Raw genomic sequence first — 18,664 nt, forward strand, 5'->3', positions numbered from 1 at the left:
GGTTGAAGTTTAAATTTCCTGGTAAGTAAGGATTTTTGTAAATGAGCCTTTTCCTTGCATAGAAAATGGCTTACGAGCTCGCATCGTATAGATCCATTTCTGCATACCAAATCCCATGAAACCCATAATACATTATTTATATTATAAGTCTATATAATTAGCTAAAAGTTACAGGCCAAATATCTAATTCCCAACAGCTTTCAAAGAATCAATCTGACGCTGAAGTCTATCAATCTCTACAGATTTGTCTTCAACTTTTGGAATACGCATTAAAGAATCCATTTGTTGTTCGATGATATCTTCGTCTTTTGGCTCTTCTTTGTAGTAGTAGCCAATTCCTTCGCTAGATCTCCAAGCTTCATTTAACTGATTATAAACTTCTTCATCCCAAGTACTTGGATGCTTTACGTCTATCCAAATAACATCACGATATTCACTATCAATTAAAACCAAATCTGGTGTAGCAGAACCATCAAATTGTTGCGCATCGGTATCACTAATAGAAGATATGGTACCTAAGAAGAACATACGCTTTCTACCAGCTATGTCTTTGACATATGGTCTAAACTCAACAGGTGTACTAGCATTCCAATCATATTCTTTACGAGATTCCTTTACTTTTAAAGGCATTGCTGAAACGCCTGCATAACCTTGTTTCTTTGTTGCATGATCATAATAATACATATTATCTCTGCCATCTGCAGGTATAAAAACACTATAACTTAAGCTTGTACGCTCATCACCTACAGGTTCTAATCCAAACCAATGGTACAGTCCGCTGTATGCATCAGAATTACTACCAGCAAAATCAAAATCGGTAACATAAGGTTGTTGGTTTTGATCCTTTGGCATTAATGGGATTTTAACTGCAGTTTCCATATTCCAAGGTAATGGATCACTAAAGCCACCCAAGAATTTAAGAGATTCAGCTTGTAGTTGAGACACTTCTTCCGCCAAAGTATTTTGCTTATTTAAAAATGGATAGTCTTTAATATTATCTGGATGTACAAAAGTGCCTTTACCAATAGTTATGCGCTCTATATAATCATTAAAATCATGTTCACCATTATCAATAATCATAACACCACCAAATGTTGGATAAGGAAAAAAGAAGCCTTTCCATTTAATTAAACTAACGACTTGTACCCATACACCACCATCGTTTTTCATATAAAATGTATCACTAGGCTCATAATTAAACAACATCCAAGGATTAAAACGTTGTACTACAGCATTATATGTATTTCTACTAAATTTTAAAGATTCACCAATAGAAAAGGTCACATCGATACGATTCTCATTAGAAAACCTAGGAAATGGTGTTGTACTACTCACAGCAAAAACCTCTTCTGTATTATCAGTAACTTGTTGCATTACATATTTTTCACTTGGCTGAATTGCCATTGTCCACTTATTCTCAGTTCCGATTCTTACTAAATGTGGTAGTGACACATCTTTTGTTTCTCCTACGCTTTCGTTAGCCATAGAAAAAATGTTTCGTAAAGGTTGAATACGCTCATTCTGCGTTAGTGGCAATTCATTTATTTCAACTTTATTAAGACTATTAAAAACATTATACGTTTTCATATAATCGTAGAGTTGAAAATGCCAGCCAGCTGAATACAATAGACCGAAAAACAAAATTAATAACCCAAGAATTCCTAGTCGTCCACCAGTACTTGCTGTTTTTCTGAATTTTCTTAGTCCGAAAATCAAAACCAATAAACTTACTATAATAACAAAAATGTACTTTCTTAAAAATAATAGCACTGGTTGATAATCGTCCCTAAAAAAGAATAATAGAATGAGTAACAGTATTGCTACAAAAATTGTGATTCGTTTTTGTTTTGCTCCTTTATTCCAGTATGATTTTATCATTGTTTCTATTTTGTCATTCTGAATTTAGTTCAGAATTTTAAACTATATTAATTATTGATGACATCCTGAAATAGGTTTCAGGCTAACACTTTATATTACATAAGACCCTTATCTTTTAATCGGTCACGTGCAGATTGTTTTTCAACATCAGCTTCTGACTTTATCTCTTCTTTAACTTCTTCTACAATCTTATTTTCCTTTGGTTTTAAATCTTCAATAAAATCCTTTCCCTTTTCAACAGCATCATCTACCATATCACCAATAGAATCACTCTTCTCTTCTACTACTTCTGTTGTTTTAATAACAAAATTTGCTAAATAGGTTCCTATTAATGTTCCAATGGTGAAAGAAGAAAAAGCTGAAACACCATAATAGCTCGCGAATATAGAAATTGGTGTTAAAAACTCAACGATTAAAGCCGCTACTAACAATATAGAAACAACAAATATAAGTCGAGGTAAAAATGGCTGCTTATAAACAAATCCCTTAGGATTATTAGCACTCATTTGTAGTTCTTTACTGTTTAAAACCTTATTAAAAAAACGATATATCCCATTACTTTTAGATTCTGCCCAATACAGAAAAATTCCAAATAAAATGGCTGCGATAAATATTACGAGTTCTATTCCCATGGTATTACGTTTACGGTTCTTATAAAATTAGTCTAAAATCATTATATATTGTTACTAATACGTTCAATTACCCAATCTCTAAACGAGTCATCCCAAGTATCATAGCTATTATAAAACTGCTCTTTATCATACCAATACAAAAACAAAACATCCTTAGGAGCTATATTAATAAGTAGTTTATGGATTAAATCGCGGTGCTCAGCCGATAACGATGAATGTGGTTGATGTAAAGCAAAATATAGTGATTGCTCTACCATATCTTCGACTTTATGGGCATTACTACGTTCAAGCTTTTCGAGATACAATTCCACTCCCATAACTTGCTTACGCTCTTTTATATTGATTTTATTTAAATAGCTTTTAAACAAAACCTTATCATTTAAAATATCTTTTACTGGGTGTTGCGTCTTTTTTAAGAACTGATTGAGTTCAAATTTTTTAATTCTATCATAATTTGGTGTTCTTACAATAGATTCTAAATTACACTCTATAATAATATGATCTTTGAGTTTGTCTACTAATTCAGGCTGTGAAATATGATATAATAACACATCGTGAATTGTATCTTTTATAGCTTCTTTATAAACGTCTTTACTTTCAAAAACAACAATTGGCTTAATAAAATCTCTCAAAACATATACACCATCAAAAGCTCGTGAGAAAAACGAACCTGTAGTAAAATGCAATGGATGTAAACTTAAATCTCTATCTCGTAAGTCACCACAAGTATTAGCAGATTCTAATAATTCTTGATGTATACTTTCATCTATAAAATTATTACCTGTTTTAAACTTATCAATCAGTTTTAATTGCTTTTTTTGAATATCCTCTAAATTATCAATCAAACGAAATGTAATACTTACATCATCATATTTAAGAATATCTAAAGGCTCATAAAACACATCTATATCTTGATCAAAATCTATACATATTGCTGAATCCCTGGTAATATCATTAATCTTTTGACCATGAGTTCTAAAGACATGTTGCATCATTTCTCTATCAAAAGAATGAAACGGTAAATATACAGGCTTTCCTTTCTGCAATGGCGATATTATGATACCATGCGGATTTGCATCTCCATGATTAAGGTATTGCATATCTTTTTTCTCTTCAGCAACTTCAGGACTCCAACCCACTCCATCTATATAAAACGACTTAAGTTTTGTCTGGGTGAATCCTAGAGTTTTAAGACATTTATTATAACGCTCTACTAGCTTTCCACTGACTGGAATGAGTTCACTTCTATATAAGTTGGCGTCTTTTAATTTTTGCATTCTAATAAGCTATTAATTTGAGCGTATTGTAATAAACAAATCGTCTTCATGTCTTTTATTTGTCCATCATTGACCATATTCAATGCATCTTCAAATGAAATTTCTAAAACTTCAATATCCTCAGTTTCACTTGCTAAACCTCCGCCTTCACTTACCTTCATCTCATCTGAATATTCAGCTGTAAAAGAATAGAGAATTTCGGTAACAGATCCAGGAGACGAATAGGCTTCCATAACTTTAGTAACATTTTCTATTCTAAAACCAGTTTCTTCCTCTGTTTCTTTTTTAATGCAATCTTCTGCGTTATCATTATCTAATAAACCAGCACAAGCTTCAATCATAAAACCATCTTCATTCCCATTTATGTATGTTGGCATACGAAACTGTTTTGTTAAAACTACTGTGCCTTTTTCTTTGTTGTACAATAAAATCACAGCACCATTACCTCTATCATAACACTCGCGTTGCTGCTCTATCCATTTTCCATTTTTTGATTTAAATTCAAAAGTGAACTTATTAAGCGTATACCAATTATCTGATAACAGTTTTTTTTCTATATTTTTAATTTTATCACTCGTCATAGCTTAAAGATTTGAAATCATTAATCTTATTTACCAAACTGTTCTCTTGCCTCAGTTTCAATATTTAATTGATTTACTCTCACATCCACTTTACGTTTAAAGTCTGTATCCGCAATAGTCGCCACATTATCTAAATAACGAACTACTTCTTGTCGTCTAATATCACTAAAATCAAGCCCTTTCATATTCGCTCTCATTAGTTCTTGTAGCATTCCAAACTTGGTGTCATAATCTTTTTTAAAGTAATTTTCAGGGTTTTCGAACCAATCTTTTTCTAAATCGAAATCTGTTAGTCGTAAAGAGACTGCTTTTTGAATATTCCTAACATCTCTAGAAGAGAAGAATGGAAATATCTTCTGAATCTCAGTATATAAATGCGCATAGAACATGTGCTCATTATCTTTATATGCCTTTTCAACTCTATCGAACGTATCTAAAACACGTTCTTCTGTTGGCTTGTCTACTTTATCTAAAATTTCTCCCAAATTCTTTGCCAATTGCTGTGCGTCTAAATACTTATAATCTTTGGGATTACTCATATTTATAAAATTTGGCATAGTATCTTCCAGCTTTCTCCACCAAAGGTAATCTTGGTCTACAAAATCCTTTTCATTACGAGCACCATCTATTTTAAAACGTCCTTGTACACGAGAGATTACTGCTTTATCTAGCATTTCTGGTAAATTGGTAAATAATCCAATTGAACTATTACCATAGTTAACAGCATAAGCTCCTTCTGTATATCTTAAGAAGACTCCAATCACCTCTTTTACACCAGCAGAAACTCCTTGTGCAGTTCTTTCTTGTAAGTTATTCTCTGCATCGTCAATTGGTGCAAAAATTAGTTTTGTAGGATCTTGTAAAGGTTTCATCCATTCTACCATCTTTTCAGCAGAACCACCTTGAAACGTACTAATCAAGGTATCTGGCATTGGATGAAACAAAAACGGAATGTCTAAATTTTCACTATGTTCTTTTAATCGGGTAGCAATCGCCGCAATCAACATACTCTTCCCTGTTCCTGGTATTCCATAACCCATAAACACAGGCATAAAACCTCCTAGCTCTTGAAAAGGGTTTTTCTTAGCATCAAAATCATAACTTAATATGCGCTCAGTTAAACGCCTAGCAAAGTGTTTAGCGTCTTTATTACCAACAATTTGCTCAAATTGAATCTTATTAAACTCAACACTTACTGCAGTACCAGCAAAGACATTATCCCATCCAGAAACTGCAAAATCTGATTTTTCGAGTTTATAAGTTCGGTCTGTAATCGTTTCTGTGTATTCTAAAGCACTCTTTCTAAGCTGAATTTCATCAATCAATGCTTCAAAATAAACAACAGTAAAGTCAATGACATCCTTGTCTGTTTTTATAATATCTGGATGCCCTAAATACTTATCATAATAAAACAGTTGGCAAGAAATCCCTTTTAAAGGAGATAAAAAGGATACTTCTGGAATCCCTGCAAATTTCTGCCTCATAACAGATAAATCGTCTGAAGCATTTGGTTTTAAATCATGTAGAATTTTATATGCAGTTGCAAACAACATAAAAGCTGTAGATGTGTGCATCTTACTTTCGTACTCGCGTTTACCAGAACTATCTAATGCTGATTTATTTTCACTTAGCGTCGATAAACCAGAAGCATCATAAAAACTATCCTTAATCCAAATACCTAGCGTTAATGCTTCTTGTACAGCATATAAGGTTTGGTTTAAATAAACAGGAAGTGCTACAGACTCTGGCAATAATCGTTTCTTTAGTGCTAAAATTGTTTTAGATACTGAAGTTACAGCTACATTACTTCCATTATTTGCTCTGGACAAATACAAAAGAATAGATTCATCTTTACCATCATTATCTTTATTCTTAGCACGTTGACTTTGCTCCCATTGAATAGATTTTAAATAAGACGTAGCCTCATCTCGAAGCATATCGAGCTCATTTTGTTTTATAGGGAATGTTGAGTTGTGTTCCATATTATTAGTTTATAGCCTAAGTGTAAAGTCAAAATACTAAGACTGTTAATGACTACTATTTATTTTGTTTTCAATTCAGAAACCTGAATTGGAGCTTGCGCTAACTTATTCATTATTTCTGGTGTTTTGTTATATAGTAATTGTATGATGCGATGCGGAGCAAAGACATAACGTTGTCTATACATTGCGTCCCAACGCTGAAAGGTTTGCTTACTAAAAAAACTGCCTTCTTTAAATTCACTACTAGATTTTAATTCATCTATTTTAAACGAGATCGCATAAGACTCTAAAGGAATTTCTTTCTGAGTAATCCCTTGCAAAATAGCATGCGTCACTTTATTCTCGTCTTTTGCGAATACATTATGTATAGGACCTAAATCAATACGCTTAATAAGTTTTGGTAATACCTTTGGTAAACGTTTATCAATTGCATAGGCCATTGTATCTAATGGCATTTCACGGTCAGATGTGTTTTTTAAAACCGTATAGATTTCGTCTTTATAATCATTGACGTTTCTACCTTCATAATCAAAATACATATAACAAACAAAAGGTCTGTTATGGGTAACATCGTAGAAACTCCAACTTACTAAATATTCAGTTTCAGATTCTTCTGGTGTATTAATGATTTTGCCTTGTACGAAACGATTAAAAATATATTCCTTTTTTGCAGACGTATAATATACTATTGATGATGCTTGAAATAGCTTACGCTTAGCAATCGGTTCTTTTTTACGCATCAAAGTATCTAAAAACTCATCCTTCAGTGTATCTATATCTGTTAATTTACCAAGATATTCTTCGCGTAACTCTAAATCATTGAATAAATATCGGAATTCAAGATAATTTGGAAAACCAGAATCGGTTAAATCTACTTTCATGTTTTCCTCGTCATCATACATGTATTTAACACGCATGGCTTCAATAGAATACAATAACAAATCACTGTATTGTTTAAAGAGTTTAACCTCTTGCTTATTTAGAATTTGTTTGTTTTGTACCGCGACAATAAGCTCTTTTAGTGTGAAATCTATCATCTTGTGATAAAATACATACTGCTCTTTAGAGTCTAATTCAGCTGAATCTAATGGAGTTACAATCATTTGGTTGAATCTTCTTTAGCTTCTCGAAAAAAAGAATGAATTGTAAATAATGAAATACCAAGAATAAAACCAAATAATATTGAACCTGTAAAGTCATTATTACAATGAACAAAAAAAATTACAACACTAAAAATCAAGGAATAGCCTAAAAATAATTTTAAACTGTTAATTGTAAAGTACTTTTTCAAAACTTATCCAAGTAAATCATCATCATTAGCCTCAGGTTTTAGTTCGCCTTCTGGCTCACCTCCATCAGATGGTGCGTTAGGATCAGCCTTATAATATTCATCAAAAATCTCTTTCATATCAATACCATAACGGTCTGCGAAGTTTTTCTGAATTTCTTCATCCTTAGTTCTGATTTCTTTTAAAGCTTCGGCATAACTTCCATAAACACCTTGCATAACCTTTTCGTGAACTGGAATATTATCCATCATTTCCTGACGTGCTTTAGCACTAGCTGTATGCATCGCTGCTAAAGTTTCACCAATATGCTCATCAGTTTTAACACCTAAGTGTTCTAAGATTGCAGCAAATTCTTGGTCAGTTCTAGCCTTTAATGCCACGACATATCCATCGTAATACTTAAGACGTTCATCAGTATCTGATTTTAATTTAGCTCTATGTGTTTGTAAATTACTTCTTAAAGATGTTAGTACTTTAATTGTTAAGTTATGTTTGTGTACAAAACTATCTTTTGAAGCAGCAAGCGTTGTGTAGGCATTTTTAAGACCTTCAAGCTCTTCTACTTTTTGCTCAAGCTGAGTTACTTTTTCTAAAGCTTCAGAATATTCTGTCGATTGTTTGTCAGCAACTTCTTCTAAGGCTTGACGTGCTTGTTTCAATAATGCATATTGCTCTTCGAGTTTAGCCTCTACTTCTTTTTTCTTTTGTAATGCCTTAGTATGATTATTACTTGCCTCTACAATTGCAGTTTTAAGGCTTTCCTCTACTTCTTTAATCTCTAGCTCTCTATCTTTTAAACGTTTAATTGCTGCTTGGCTCTTAAATGATAGCTCATTTAGTAGCGTTTGAACATCTGCCGTTTCAATACGTTGCTGAAACATTGCTTTTGCTTTATTATCTGAAGCATCACGCTCCTTTTGGGCTGCTTGTAATTCTTGTTCAGCATCTCTAATCTTTCCTTTTCTTCCCCAAAGATTATTCCACCATGTATCTGGCTTGTTTTTAGCATCTTCAAGTTCAACTTTAGCGCGTTCTAGACGTTTTATCGCATCATCGATGATTTTCTGCTCAGCTGCATTTAATGCAGAAAAACCTTCGAACATAATACCTACTTCATCTTGATAGTCTGTTAAATCTTTAATCGCATCAAGCAAAGTAGTTCTATCTTTCTCTGCCATATCAACCACATTGTCTAATGTGGCATTCAATATTTTCTGACGACTTTCAGGATCATCCTCTTGCGCCAATTTTGACTTCATTTGGTCTATGGCTTTTCCCCAGTTGACATCTACTTTTTCAGTTCTTTCTTGAGAGTTAGTCTCTAATAAATCAAAATCATCAGACATATTATAAAATGTGTTTTAGTTGAACAATTTTTGGATAAGCAATTTCGGGAATTTTTTATGACTATAAAAACTTTACTTGCTAAATATATGTAGCATTTGTAATAAAAATGTTACAAAATTTCAATAATGAATCAGTCTTGAATATCTTTAAAGAAAAATCTGAAAAATGAAAGCTTTAAAATCCACATTAGTATTAATACTTATTATAGCGTTATTTAATTGTAAAAGTGAAAAAGAGAATTCAGAAATTGCAATAAATAATGATAGTATAACCAAAGAAGAGAATGTTAAGGTAATTCCCATAACGCATGGCACTTTAGTTTTAGAAACAGAGTCCGAAGTTATTTATATTGACCCAACTGGTGGTGCTGAAGCTTTTAAAGGACAAAAAAATTCAACTTTAGTCTTAATTACTGATATACATGGTGACCATCTAAGAAAAAGTACACTTGAAGCATTAAAGCTTAATGATGTTACTATTATTGGTCCAAAAGCTGTTACAGACAAAATTCCAAGTACCACAAGTAAAACTATAGTTACTATTAATAATGGTGACAGCTATAATCATAATACTATAAATATTGAGGCTATACCAATGTATAATTTACGGGAAGAAGCCTTAAAATATCATAGTAAAGGAAGAGGAAATGGTTATGTTTTAACAGTAAATAATGAACGCATCTATATTTCAGGTGATACTGAGGATATCCCAGAAATGCGAAATTTGGAAAACATAGATAAAGCATTTATATGCATGAATCTTCCATGGACAATGACTGTAAAAAATGCTGCAAATGCCGTTTTAGAGTTTAAGCCAAAATCTGTGTATCCTTATCATTACAGAGGTTCAGAAAGCATGAATGATGTGGAATTATTTAAGAAATTGGTAAATGAAGGGAACTCTGCTATCGAAGTTTTACTTTTAGACTGGTATTAGATAAATAATTATGTTAAAATTTTGAGTTGTTAACAACTTCAAAGATTGTGCTCTTTAGCCTAAAATAGTGCGTTTTGTCGTGTTTTTAGATCCTTTAAACGATAAAATTGTTAACATTAAAACGGTAAATTATTAAATATTAAGTATTTACATTCAGTTTTTTTTATATATTAGTACCACAGAACCCAAATCTAAATATTATAAACATGCTTAACAAACTACTTTCTAAGCCTTTAGTCGTGACTACTACTCAACTTACGATGATTCTAATTGCAGTAGCTTCCATATTTCTCATTTTTATAATTATTGCCATCATTAAGATGTATAAATTAAAAGCTGAGAATAAAAAATTAATGGAAACTAATGCTTTTAAAGAAGTTGATGAATCCTATAAAGATTTCACAAGTGGTCACCTTTATGGTGACAATTAATTATTATATTTTATGAAATCAATGTCCCTAATCTTTATGGATCTATTGCGTGACGATTCTTCTGAAAGAATAATTATCATTTTATCAATTGCAATAGTTACAATAATAAGTTTATTGATTTTATCACTATTTAAAGCTCGTAAATTAAAAGCGAGAATTAAAGATTTAGAAGAAAGTAAAAAATAACTACTAATAAATAACGTTTGCAAATTCTAATCTTAATAATTCTTTTTAACACTATTGTTCTTTTTATCGCTTTTAAAACTAAGCGATTTTTATATACTATTCCTCCTGAGGAACAATGGAAAGATGAACTAGATAAATTTGATTCCAACTATAAAAAACTAGAAGAGTTAAATATTATAGATACTTATAAATTAAGTTCTGAACATATATACTAAAATATAAAAGCCAGCAAATGCTGGCTTTTATATTTTAGTATAATTCTCGTTGTTACTACCTAACTAATTTTCTATACTTAATACGTTTTGGCATTAAATCTCCGCCCAAACGTTTCTTCTTATTTTCTTCGTAATCACTAAATCCACCTTCAAAGAAATAGACTTGAGAATCTCCTTCAAAAGCTAAGATGTGTGTGCATATTCTATCTAAGAACCATCTATCATGACTAATCACAACTGCACAACCAGCAAAATTTTCCAAGCCTTCTTCAAGCGCTCTTAATGTATTGACATCTAAGTCATTAGTTGGCTCGTCTAAAAGCAATACATTACCTTCTTCTTTTAGTGTCATTGCTAAATGTAAGCGGTTACGTTCACCACCAGAAAGCAATTTAACTTTCTTATTCTGTTCACTTCCAGAGAAATTAAATCGACTCAAGTATGCTCTAGAATTTACCTGTTTCCCACCCATCATAACCAACTCTTGCTCATCACTGAAGTTTTGCCATATTGATTTTTCAGGATCTATATTAGAATGCTTCTGATCTACATACGCGATTTGAGCCGTTTCACCAACTTTAAATTCGCCTTTATCTGGTGTTTCCTCACCCATTATCATTCTAAAAATAGTTGTTTTACCAGCACCATTAGGTCCAATAACACCAACAATGCCTGCTTGAGGAAGGTTAAAATTTAAATCGTCATATAATAATTTATCATCGTAACCTTTAGCAACACCTGATGCTTCGATGACGTTAGTTCCTAAACGTTTACCATTTGGTATGTATATTTCAAGTTTTTCATCAAGTTGTTTTTGATCTTGACTCATTAACTTATCATAATTCTTTAAACGCGCTTTTTGCTTAGTTTGGCGTCCTTTCGCACCTTGTCTTACCCATTCTAGCTCTCGCTCTAAAGTTTTTTGACGTTTAGAGGCTGTTTTACTTTCTTGAGCCATACGCTTAGACTTTTGATCTAGCCAAGATGAGTAATTCCCTTTCCAAGGAATGCCTTCTCCTCTATCGAGTTCTAAAATCCAACCAGCAACATTATCTAAAAAGTATCTATCGTGCGTCACTGCGATTACAGTACCTTTATATTGTGCTAAATGATGTTCTAACCAATGAACTGATTCCGCATCTAAATGGTTAGTTGGCTCATCTAATAATAAAACATCTGGTTCTTTTAATAATAAACGACATAAAGCAACGCGACGACGTTCACCACCTGAAAGTACACCAATCTTCTTATCACCATCTGGAGTACGTAATGCATCCATAGCAATTTCAAGCTTTGTATCTAGTTCCCAAGCACCTGCTGCATCAATCTGGTCTTGTAGTTCGGCCTGTCTGTTCATTAGCTTTTCCATTTTATCTGCATCGCTATAAACCTCCTCTAAACCAAACTGTTCATTAATACTATTGTATTCGTCTAATATTGCAACAGTTTCTGCAGCACCTTCACGAACTACTTCCATTACTGTTTTCTCATCATCTAATTGTGGCTCTTGTTCCAAATAACCAACTGTATAGCCAGGTTGAAAAATAACGTCTCCTTGATAGTTTTTATCAACACCTGCGATAATCTTTAATAACGTGGACTTACCAGAACCATTAAGACCTAAGATTCCTATTTTAGCTCCATAGAAAAAGCTTAAATAAATATTTTTTAAAACTGGCGTATTAGCACCTTGAAAGGTCTTTGTAAGACCAGACATTGCAAATATTACTTTTTTATCATCACTCATTATACGCGTCCTTTTAAAGCATTAAACACCCATGCAATAGCAAAAAAGCCAATTCCTACTGCTGCAAATCCCCAACCCGCAACGTCATCATACCTAAATGCTCCTAAAGCAATCAGTCCTAATCCAACAATAACCATAATTGTAGTAGCCCAAGCCAACACTGTATTTTTATTCATTGCCATAATTTAGTTCTATTTAATTTTGATAGTTAGTCGAAACACAAATATCGTAAATAAATGTGTAACTCATTACCAACATAAAAGGCTATATTTAAATAATATAAATTTTGTTAAGTAATGATTTTTAGAAGCATAAAAAATATTTACTCAATAGTTGTATTTGTATTAGCATTTACGGCTTGCGCACAAGAAAAGTATAGAAACACTAGCTTAAAGCCTATAAACCATTCTGAATATAATTTAGATAGTCTAAAATCTGTACTTAATAGTTATGTGGATCGTAAACAATTAGCAGGTTTACAAACTGCTATACATCACAAAGGAGAACTCATACATTACGATTCTTATGGTTATGCTAATATTGAAAGAAAGAAACCTTTGAATGAACAAAGTATCTTTCGCATTTTCTCTATGACCAAACCTATTACGTCAGTTGGATTAATGCAATTATACGAACAAGGTGAATTTAAACTTGATGATCCTTTACACCTTTATATACCAGAGTTTGAAAACATGACCGTATTTAATGAAGATAATGAAATTGTACCTACTAAGAATGCTATAAAAGTTATTGATTTACTTAGACATAGTTCTGCATTAGTTATGGCAGAAGTCCAAACTCAGACTTAAATAATTTGTATGCAACAGCTAACTTAGGAAACTCACAAGGTTTAAAAATTTTATTGATAAAATAAGTAAGCTCCCTCTTCTCTTTGAACCAGGAACTGCTTATGAATATGGGCACTCAACTGAAATTTGTGGTTATTTGATTGAGGTCTTAAGTGGACAGCCTGTAGAAAATTATCTTCAAGAGCACATTTTAAATCCCTTAAACATGAAAGACATACGCTTTCAACTTCCTAAAGAGAAAATAAAACATTTTACAACAGGTTATCGGGCCGGTAACAATGGAAGTCTGGAAATTGCAGAATTACCAGAAGAAAGTATGTTTATAAACCAACCTAACTTTATTAGAGCTGGTGGCGGCTTGGTTTCTACAACTAATGACTATATTAATTTTTGTAAAATGCTTCTTAACAAAGGCTCTCTATATGGTCATCAATTTTTGAAACCTGAGACCATTGATTTAATGACTAAAAATCATTTAGCTTCAGTTAGAGAGCATACACCAAGATTACGAATTTTACCAAATGAGACTGGTTTTGGTTTGGGGTTTTCTATTGCAGAGCAAGATAATGGATCTGTTGTTTATGGTTGGGGAGGTGCCGTTGGAACTTATTTTAGAGTAGATCCAGAGAAAGACTTAGCTTATATTATGATGATTCAGATATCACCTTATAGACAATTGTTTTTACGAGAAACGTTTCAAACTTTGGTGAACGATGTTATTAAAAATAAAAAAAACATCCATAATTAGGATGCTTTTCCGCTATTAACCGATTATAGATTTAGTCCATAGGAACTTCAACAATAACTAGTTCTGAATTTCCATTAGATTTTATTTGAATATTTTCTGTGTCAGAAATACCAATAGCGTCTCTTTTATTCAGTAAGTTTCCATCTACTTCAATATTACCATCAACAACAAAAATGTATAAGCCATTATTACTAGATTTTATATTTAAATCTATGGATTTACCCGAATCTAAATTCGACCTATAAATATACGCTTGCTGACTAATTGGTAGAGCATCTCCTTCTAATTTGTCTTTTGGTGCAATAACCGTTTGAAGTTTATTTATTCTATCTTCAACAGGAAATTCCCGTTGCTCATAATTGGGTTTTACACTCATTTCTTCTGGAATAATCCATAATTGAAGAAAGTTAACTTCGTCCATTTTACTATCATTAAATTCAGAATGTGTTAAACCGGTCCCTGCACTCATTACTTGTACTTCGCCAACTTCAATAGCACGTTTGTTTCCCATACTGTCTTTATGTGAGAGTGCTCCTTTTAACGGGATTGAAATAATCTCCATATTCTGATGTGGATGTGTTCCAAATCCCATTTTTGGTTGAACTAAATCGTCATTTAATACGCGTAGCATTCCAAAATTATTACGCTCTGGATTTTGATAGCTTGAGAAACTAAATGTGTGATGTGACTTTAACCAGCCATGATCTGCATAACCTCGAGTGTCTGCTTTGTGAATTATTGTTTGCATAGTTTTATTTTTTAAGGTTAGATTTCTGCCTTTGCAGAAAAAACTAGTTTGTTGGAAGAAATCCCATTTTACCCATTTGGTAATCTCTCATGGCTTCCATAATTTCAGTTTGATTATTCATTACATATGGCCCATAAGTAGCTACTGGTTCATTAAAAGGTTCACCAGATAAAAATAGCAACAGACTATTGTCCTCTGCTTCAATTGAAAATCCATCACCATCTTGATTAAACTGAATAATTTGATTTTTATTCAATTCTAAAGTAGTTGCACTATTGACTTTAGTCTGTCCTTTTAATAAGTACAACATACCTTGTTGTGAATTATCGAAATTGATAGTCTGTTTTCCTCCAGCCTTTGCTTCAATCATAAAAGCATTAATTGCAGTTTGTGTCCCAATTCTTCCAAAAGTCTGGTTGAGTTTTCCAGCAATGATTCTAGTTTCAATTTTTCCATCATCTGATGTTACGATTCTAAAATCCTCGTGTTTTACATGCTGGTAATTTGCTTCCATCATCTTTTTCTCAGCTGGAAGATTTAACCATAATTGAATGCCTTCAATAGTTCCTCCTTTTTTAACAAAAGCTTTTGATGGTCCTTCTGCATGGATAATACCTCTACCAGCAGTTGTCCATTGTACATCCCCAGCTTTTACAACACTTTCGTTTCCTAAAGAATCACGATGTAATTGTTCGCCTTGAATTAAAAAGGTTACAGGTTCAAAACCTCTATGTGGATGAGGACCTAAATCAAAGGGATTACTTTTTTCATGAATTTCATAAGGTCCATAATGATGTAATAGAATAAATGGGTCAACCATTTCTATTTGTTGTGTAGGTAACGGTTGACGTAATCGTATTGGCCCCATATTAACGAAATCGCTTCGTCCTACTCTATGTATTGTATTTAGTTTCATGTGTTATTACTTATTTTTTATTATTGTCATATGGAATATCCCTTTAAACTATATTGAATGTTTTAATATGTTCAATAGGATATTTCATATTAACTTTGTTATTATATTTTCCATGGAAAATATTTAGCTAAAAAAAATACGCTAGTCTGTATTCTTTTTAGATTCTTACTACGCAGGAAATTTATTAGCGCATTTTATCTAGCAGATTACTCAATTGCCCTGCCTCTTCTTCATTTAAGTTTTTCAATAAATCATAATTCAAATTTCTTGGAATAGATTTTAATAAGTCTCTTCCCTCATTGGTAATAATAATCTTAACTACACGTCTATCATGTTCTGATGGTAAACGTTCTATATAAGATTTAGCACAAAGTTTATCCATTAATCGTGTGGCATTAGGAGAACGTTCTAACATTCTATCCTTTATAGTTTGAACCTTTAAAGGTTCAGCTGCTCCATTCAATATTCTTAATATATTATACTGCTGTGGAGAAATACCATAGTCTTTAAAGAATTCGTTCTGACAACTTGTTATCCAATTGGCTGTATATATAATATTGAGTAATGCTTTTACTCTATTATTTGGAAATTTTGAATTGATATCTTTTGCTAAATCACCCATTTAAAGACTTTCTGAAAATTGCTCTACTTCTTCTAGTAATTGACTATTTAATTCTTGATTCGTAATCTTTCCATCAGAAAAATTATCTCCAAAAGATGGTAAACTAAAACTGCCAACTATATTTCCTCCCATATATCCAAATCGTCCTTGAGCAATTTCTAAAGCCGTGGCTCCACCTCTTCCACCTGGTGATGTTGCCATAAGTAGCATTGGTTTATCGCTCCACAATTTTCCATCAATTCTAGACATCCAATCAAATAAGTTTTTAAATACTGTTGCATAAGCACCATTGTGTTCTGCCAATGAAAGAACTATGCCATCAGTAGATTTTATTATATCCAAAAAATTCTTAGCGTTATCTGGAATACCATTTGCTAATTCATGATCCATTCCATATAACGGTAATTCAAAGTCATTTAAATCTAACACCTTTACTTCTACTCCATCAACTAATGATGCAGCATAAGTCGCTAATTGTTTGTTTATTGATGTACTACTGTTACTACCCGCAAATGCTATTATATGTTTCATATCTTATGTTTTAATTATTAATAGTACAAATGTAAGATAAAAATATTTATACTCCAAGGAATATACTTCCATGTAATATATTTTTAACATTTCATTTTGAAATTAGTCATTACATCTATGGTTATTCTTTTGTAAATTCGTGCAAAAGAATTGTACTTAATGGATATAAAATTCAATAAAAACGAAGATCATAATAAACTCCTACTCTCAGATTTAAAAAAGCGATTTGCTAAAATAAAACTTGGTGGTGGTCAAAAAAGTATTGATAAGCACCATAGCAAAGGTAAAATGACTGCTCGTGAGCGTATAGATTATTTACTAGACTCAAAAGCTAAATGTATTGAGATTGGTGCTTTTGCTGGTGAAGGCATGTACGAAGACTATGGTGGCTGTCCTTCTGGTGGTGTTGTTATTAAAATTGGTTATATAAAAGGGAAACAATGTATAGTTGTAGCCAATGACGCTACTGTAAAAGCTGGTGCATGGTTTCCAATTACTGGAAAAAAGAACCTTAGAGCTCAAGAAATTGCTATTGAAAACAGATTACCTATTATATATCTTGTAGATAGTGCTGGTGTATTTTTGCCTATGCAAGATGAAATATTTCCTGATAAAGAGCACTTCGGGCGCATCTTTAGAAATAATGCTGTGATGAGTAGTATGGGAATTACCCAAATTGCTGCTGTTATGGGAAGTTGTGTTGCTGGTGGAGCTTATTTACCAATAATGAGTGATGAAGCTTTAATAGTTGATAAAACTGGCAGTATCTTCTTAGCAGGAAGCTATTTAGTAAAAGCTGCTATTGGCGAATCTATTGACAATGAAACCTTAGGTGGAGCTACAACGCATTGTGAAATCTCTGGAGTTACCGATTATAAAGCCAAAGATGATAAAGATGCTTTAGATCGCATTAAAAACATAGTAGATAAAATCGGTGATTTTGATAAAGCCGGTTATAACAGAACTAAAGCTGCAAAACCAAAAGAGAATCCTGAAGATATTTATGGTATTCTACCAAAAAGTAGAGCTGACCAATATGATATGAAGGAAATTATTAAACGTTTGGTTGATAATTCTGAATTTGATGAATATAAAGAAGGTTATGGCCAAACTATAATTACTGCTTACGCTCGTATTGATGGTTGGGCAGTTGGTATTATAGCTAATCAACGCCAATTAGTAAAAACTAAGAAAGGTGAAATGCAATTTGGTGGTGTAATTTATAATGACTCAGCTGATAAGGCTACACGTTTTATAGCCAATTGTAATCAGAAAAAAATTCCTTTGGTGTTTTTACAAGATGTGACAGGGTTTATGGTTGGTAGTAAATCCGAACATTCTGGTATTATAAAAGATGGTGCCAAAATGGTAAATGCAGTAAGTAACTCCGTCGTTCCAAAATTCACAATAGTTTTAGGAAATAGCTATGGAGCTGGAAATTATGCCATGTGCGGAAAAGCTTATGACCCAAGGTTAATTGCTGCATGGCCAAGTGCTGAACTCGCAGTTATGAGCGGAAATTCCGCTGCAAAAGTATTACTCCAAATTGAAAAAGCTTCGCTTAAAAAGAAAGGTGAAACAATAACAAAAGAGAAAGAAGATGAATTATTCAATGAGATAAAATCGAGATACGACAACCAAGTATCTCCTTATTATGCTGCTGCAAGAATATGGACAGATGGTGTTATAAACCCATTAGATACACGAACATGGATTAGTATGGGAATAGAAGCTGCAAATCATGCACCTATTGAAAAACCTTTTAATATGGGAGTATTACAAGTATAAA

The 18,664-nt window shown here is 32.5% G+C and carries 19 protein-coding genes; 6 read left to right on the forward strand and 13 right to left on the reverse strand.

What is annotated here, in order from left to right:
• Window positions 1-183 precede the first annotated feature (183 nt).
• From WPG_RS15880 to WPG_RS15915, 7 genes are all read right to left on the reverse strand, one after another.
• Window positions 184-1,878, reverse strand: coding sequence for a hypothetical protein (locus tag WPG_RS15880; RefSeq protein WP_045474476.1), 1,695 nt, complete (start codon window positions 1,876-1,878; stop codon window positions 184-186).
• A gap of 95 nt (window positions 1,879-1,973) precedes the next feature.
• On the reverse strand, window positions 1,974-2,510 hold the full coding sequence (locus tag WPG_RS15885; protein ID WP_045474478.1) for a hypothetical protein: 537 nt from the start codon (window positions 2,508-2,510) through the stop codon (window positions 1,974-1,976).
• 41 nt (window positions 2,511-2,551) lie between these two features.
• Window positions 2,552-3,787 carry a DUF6638 family protein gene (locus tag WPG_RS15890; RefSeq protein ID WP_045474479.1) on the reverse strand — a complete coding sequence of 412 codons (1,236 nt, stop codon included), beginning with the start codon at window positions 3,785-3,787 and terminating at the stop codon, window positions 2,552-2,554.
• A complete protein-coding gene (gene nudK / locus WPG_RS15895) occupies window positions 3,775-4,368 on the reverse strand; it encodes a GDP-mannose pyrophosphatase NudK (protein WP_045474481.1) in 594 nt (197 codons plus the stop codon). Before nudK ends, WPG_RS15890 begins: the two co-directional genes overlap by 13 nt.
• A 26-nt stretch (window positions 4,369-4,394) precedes the next feature.
• Entirely contained in the window at window positions 4,395-6,350 is a 1,956-nt protein-coding gene (locus tag WPG_RS15900; RefSeq protein ID WP_045474483.1) for an AAA family ATPase, read from the reverse strand.
• Between the two features lie 59 nt (window positions 6,351-6,409).
• The gene (locus tag WPG_RS15905; RefSeq protein WP_045474485.1) at window positions 6,410-7,453 is read right to left on the reverse strand and encodes a hypothetical protein; all 1,044 of its coding nucleotides are present in this window, start codon (window positions 7,451-7,453) and stop codon (window positions 6,410-6,412) included.
• Between the two features lie 191 nt (window positions 7,454-7,644).
• Window positions 7,645-8,985, reverse strand: coding sequence for a hypothetical protein (locus WPG_RS15915; RefSeq protein WP_045474490.1), 1,341 nt, complete (start codon window positions 8,983-8,985; stop codon window positions 7,645-7,647).
• Between the two features lie 166 nt (window positions 8,986-9,151).
• On the opposite strand from WPG_RS15915, the gene WPG_RS15920 reads away from it, so the two are divergent.
• From WPG_RS15920 to WPG_RS15930, 3 genes are all read left to right on the forward strand, one after another.
• A complete protein-coding gene (locus WPG_RS15920; protein WP_045474492.1) occupies window positions 9,152-9,922 on the forward strand; it encodes an MBL fold metallo-hydrolase in 771 nt (256 codons plus the stop codon).
• A gap of 206 nt (window positions 9,923-10,128) precedes the next feature.
• Window positions 10,129-10,353, forward strand: a complete 225-nt coding sequence (locus WPG_RS15925; RefSeq protein WP_045474494.1) for a hypothetical protein — start codon at window positions 10,129-10,131, stop codon at window positions 10,351-10,353.
• Between the two features lie 203 nt (window positions 10,354-10,556).
• Window positions 10,557-10,754, forward strand: a complete 198-nt coding sequence (locus tag WPG_RS15930) for a hypothetical protein (protein WP_045474496.1) — start codon at window positions 10,557-10,559, stop codon at window positions 10,752-10,754.
• Between the two features lie 55 nt (window positions 10,755-10,809).
• On the opposite strand, the gene ettA is transcribed toward WPG_RS15930, so the two are convergent.
• A complete protein-coding gene (gene ettA / locus WPG_RS15935; protein WP_045474499.1) occupies window positions 10,810-12,501 on the reverse strand; it encodes an energy-dependent translational throttle protein EttA in 1,692 nt (563 codons plus the stop codon).
• The gene (locus WPG_RS15940; protein WP_045474501.1) at window positions 12,501-12,683 is read right to left on the reverse strand and encodes a CAL67264 family membrane protein; all 183 of its coding nucleotides are present in this window, start codon (window positions 12,681-12,683) and stop codon (window positions 12,501-12,503) included. The genes ettA and WPG_RS15940 overlap by 1 nt, the downstream gene beginning before the upstream one ends.
• Window positions 12,684-12,797: 114 nt before the next feature.
• Here WPG_RS15940 and WPG_RS18800 point away from each other — a divergent pair, with 114 nt between their 5' ends.
• The gene (locus WPG_RS18800) at window positions 12,798-13,310 is read left to right on the forward strand and encodes a serine hydrolase domain-containing protein (protein WP_045474503.1); all 513 of its coding nucleotides are present in this window, start codon (window positions 12,798-12,800) and stop codon (window positions 13,308-13,310) included.
• A 52-nt stretch (window positions 13,311-13,362) separates the two neighbouring features.
• On the forward strand, window positions 13,363-14,058 hold the full coding sequence (locus WPG_RS18805) for a serine hydrolase domain-containing protein (protein WP_084221608.1): 696 nt from the start codon (window positions 13,363-13,365) through the stop codon (window positions 14,056-14,058).
• A gap of 31 nt (window positions 14,059-14,089) precedes the next feature.
• On the opposite strand, the gene WPG_RS15955 is transcribed toward WPG_RS18805, so the two are convergent.
• From WPG_RS15955 to WPG_RS15970, 4 genes are all read right to left on the reverse strand, one after another.
• On the reverse strand, window positions 14,090-14,806 hold the full coding sequence (locus WPG_RS15955; RefSeq protein ID WP_045474506.1) for a pirin family protein: 717 nt from the start codon (window positions 14,804-14,806) through the stop codon (window positions 14,090-14,092).
• Between the two features lie 43 nt (window positions 14,807-14,849).
• Window positions 14,850-15,722: a pirin family protein gene (locus tag WPG_RS15960; protein ID WP_045474508.1), complete on the reverse strand. Its 873-nt coding sequence runs from the start codon at window positions 15,720-15,722 to the stop codon at window positions 14,850-14,852.
• Window positions 15,723-15,906: 184 nt separating this feature from the next.
• On the reverse strand, window positions 15,907-16,344 hold the full coding sequence (locus tag WPG_RS15965; RefSeq protein ID WP_045474510.1) for a MarR family winged helix-turn-helix transcriptional regulator: 438 nt from the start codon (window positions 16,342-16,344) through the stop codon (window positions 15,907-15,909).
• Window positions 16,345-16,875 (reverse strand): NADPH-dependent FMN reductase, encoded by a 531-nt coding sequence (locus tag WPG_RS15970; RefSeq protein ID WP_045474511.1) that lies wholly within the window; start codon window positions 16,873-16,875, stop codon window positions 16,345-16,347.
• A gap of 159 nt (window positions 16,876-17,034) precedes the next feature.
• Here WPG_RS15970 and WPG_RS15975 point away from each other — a divergent pair, with 159 nt between their 5' ends.
• Window positions 17,035-18,663, forward strand: a complete 1,629-nt coding sequence (locus WPG_RS15975; protein WP_045474513.1) for an acyl-CoA carboxylase subunit beta — start codon at window positions 17,035-17,037, stop codon at window positions 18,661-18,663.
• Window position 18,664 lies beyond the last annotated feature (1 nt).

The sequence above is a fragment of the Winogradskyella sp. PG-2 genome (assembly GCF_000828715.1).
GTDB lineage: Bacteria > Bacteroidota > Bacteroidia > Flavobacteriales > Flavobacteriaceae > Winogradskyella.

What these genes read in the sequence shown, in the direction of transcription:
- WPG_RS15925 (WP_045474494.1), top strand. Translation starts at nt 10,129, where the DNA reads ATGCTTAACAAACTACTTTCTAAGCCTTTAGTCGTGACTACTACTCAA.
- WPG_RS15885 (WP_045474478.1), bottom strand. Translation starts at nt 2,510, where the DNA reads ATGGGAATAGAACTCGTAATATTTATCGCAGCCATTTTATTTGGAATT.
- WPG_RS15940 (WP_045474501.1), bottom strand. Translation starts at nt 12,683, where the DNA reads ATGGCAATGAATAAAAATACAGTGTTGGCTTGGGCTACTACAATTATG.
- WPG_RS15880 (WP_045474476.1), bottom strand. Translation starts at nt 1,878, where the DNA reads ATGATAAAATCATACTGGAATAAAGGAGCAAAACAAAAACGAATCACA.
- WPG_RS15900 (WP_045474483.1), bottom strand. Translation starts at nt 6,350, where the DNA reads ATGGAACACAACTCAACATTCCCTATAAAACAAAATGAGCTCGATATG.
- WPG_RS15965 (WP_045474510.1), bottom strand. Translation starts at nt 16,344, where the DNA reads ATGGGTGATTTAGCAAAAGATATCAATTCAAAATTTCCAAATAATAGA.
- WPG_RS15975 (WP_045474513.1), top strand. Translation starts at nt 17,035, where the DNA reads ATGGATATAAAATTCAATAAAAACGAAGATCATAATAAACTCCTACTC.
- nudK (WP_045474481.1), bottom strand. Translation starts at nt 4,368, where the DNA reads ATGACGAGTGATAAAATTAAAAATATAGAAAAAAAACTGTTATCAGAT.
- WPG_RS15960 (WP_045474508.1), bottom strand. Translation starts at nt 15,722, where the DNA reads ATGAAACTAAATACAATACATAGAGTAGGACGAAGCGATTTCGTTAAT.
- WPG_RS15955 (WP_045474506.1), bottom strand. Translation starts at nt 14,806, where the DNA reads ATGCAAACAATAATTCACAAAGCAGACACTCGAGGTTATGCAGATCAT.
- WPG_RS15920 (WP_045474492.1), top strand. Translation starts at nt 9,152, where the DNA reads ATGAAAGCTTTAAAATCCACATTAGTATTAATACTTATTATAGCGTTA.
- WPG_RS15905 (WP_045474485.1), bottom strand. Translation starts at nt 7,453, where the DNA reads ATGATTGTAACTCCATTAGATTCAGCTGAATTAGACTCTAAAGAGCAG.
- WPG_RS15970 (WP_045474511.1), bottom strand. Translation starts at nt 16,875, where the DNA reads ATGAAACATATAATAGCATTTGCGGGTAGTAACAGTAGTACATCAATA.
- WPG_RS15915 (WP_045474490.1), bottom strand. Translation starts at nt 8,985, where the DNA reads ATGTCTGATGATTTTGATTTATTAGAGACTAACTCTCAAGAAAGAACT.
- WPG_RS18800 (WP_045474503.1), top strand. Translation starts at nt 12,798, where the DNA reads ATGATTTTTAGAAGCATAAAAAATATTTACTCAATAGTTGTATTTGTA.
- ettA (WP_045474499.1), bottom strand. Translation starts at nt 12,501, where the DNA reads ATGAGTGATGATAAAAAAGTAATATTTGCAATGTCTGGTCTTACAAAG.
- WPG_RS15890 (WP_045474479.1), bottom strand. Translation starts at nt 3,787, where the DNA reads ATGCAAAAATTAAAAGACGCCAACTTATATAGAAGTGAACTCATTCCA.